This is a genomic window from Ideonella sp. P3_A4 (genome assembly GCF_056403075.1).
In genome coordinates this window covers 1-1579 of record NZ_JBFUGE010000982.1, presented here as the reverse complement: position 1 = coordinate 1579, position 1579 = coordinate 1, and the positions used below count along the sequence as shown (strand labels likewise).

1 protein-coding gene is annotated in these 1579 nt (G+C 65.5%); it reads left to right on the top strand.

Translation table 11 applies throughout. The features are described from left to right. Window positions 1–321 precede the first annotated feature (321 nt). The gene (locus AC1DYI_RS35085) at window positions 322–1443 is read left to right on the top strand and encodes an aromatic ring-hydroxylating oxygenase subunit alpha (RefSeq protein WP_477208714.1); all 1122 of its coding nucleotides are present in this window, start codon (window positions 322–324) and stop codon (window positions 1441–1443) included. Window positions 1444–1579: the final 136 nt, after the last annotated feature.

Below are 1579 nucleotides of genomic sequence, written 5' to 3'. Positions count from 1 at the left end.
GTCCAGTTCCGTCAGCGCGGCTTCATAGCTGGCGGGGACGTCAGCGGCCGGTGCTGCGGGGGAGGCGGCGCGGGGCATCTTGGATTGTTACGGGCAAATGGCAATTGTAGTCAGCACATTTCGCGTAAACCCGTATCAGGGTGCAGCCGCGGGCAAAAGCCGCAGCAAATTACCCGTGCCGTGGCCCCCAACCGACAGCCCGGCTAGAATACGTCCCCCCGCTGCCCAACCTCACAGGTGTCAAGCGGGGTTTCATTTTTAGACCCACCCGCGGGGCCACCGGGTGGGGGGCAGACATGCTTTTTGGAGATCCTGGGGATCATGTCGGACCTGAGCATCACGCTGGAAGCTCTGGAGCGCGCGCGCTCTCAACTCTCCGTATCCACCTATTTCGACGAGGATCTGCTCCGTAGGGAGCAGGAACTCATCTTTCAGCACGGACCGCGCTACCTGGCGCACGAACTGTCCGTGCCCGAACTGGGCGACTACTACGCGCTGCCGCAAGAAGGCGAAGGGCGCGCGCTGGTGCGCACCCGCGACGGAGTCGAGCTGATCTCGAACGTCTGCCGCCACCGGCAGGCGGTGATGCTTCGTGGGCGCGGCAACACGCGCTCGAACATCGTCTGCCCGCTGCACCGCTGGACCTACGACCTGCACGGCCAACTGGTAGGCGCGCCGCACTTCGACCGCGACCCCTGCCTGCACCTGAACAACTACAAGGTGCGGCAATGGAACGGGCTGGTCTTCGAGGACAACGGCCGCGACATCGCCGCCGACCTGGCCAACCTGGGCCCGCGGGCCGACCTCGACTTCTCGGGCTACGTGCTCGACCACGTCGAGAAGCACGTGTGCGACTACAACTGGAAGACCTTCATCGAGGTCTACCTCGAGGACTACCACGTCGGCCCGTTCCACCCGGGTCTCGGCCAGTTCGTCACCTGCGACGACCTGCGCTGGGAGTTCGGCAAGCACCACTCGGTGCAGACGGTTGGGGTGCGCAACACGCTGGAGCGAGCCGGCTCGCCGGTCTACCAGCGCTGGCACGACGAGGTGCTGCGCTTCGGGCAAGGCCGGCCGCCCAAGCACGGGGCCATCTGGCTGACCTACTACCCGAACATCATGATCGAGTGGTACCCGAACGTGCTGACCGTCTCGACGCTGTACCCGCAAGGGCCGCAGAAGACGCTGAACGTGGTGGAGTTCTACTACCCGGAAGAAATCGCCGCCTTCGAGCGCGAGTTCGTCGAGGCCCAGCGCGCGGCCTACATGGAGACCTGCGTCGAGGACGACGAGATCGCCGAGCGCATGGACGCCGGCCGCAAGGCCTTGTTCGAGCGTGGCGACGACGAGTCCGGCCCGTACCAGAGTCCGATGGAAGACGGCATGCAGCACTTCCACGAGTGGTACAAGCGCGTCATGGGCCGGAACCGGCCAACCCGGTAAGACGGGTCGGGTCGTCTCAGGCCCACACGGCTCAACCGGCCTGTCGCTTCGGGCGATGGGCCGCCTTCCCTACTGATTGATCGGCACGCTGAGGCCTGTACCGGGCCTCACGCGGGGTCTTGCGCGCCTCACGCAG

What these genes read in the sequence shown, in the direction of transcription:
- AC1DYI_RS35085 (WP_477208714.1), top strand. Translation starts at nt 322, where the DNA reads ATGTCGGACCTGAGCATCACGCTGGAAGCTCTGGAGCGCGCGCGCTCT.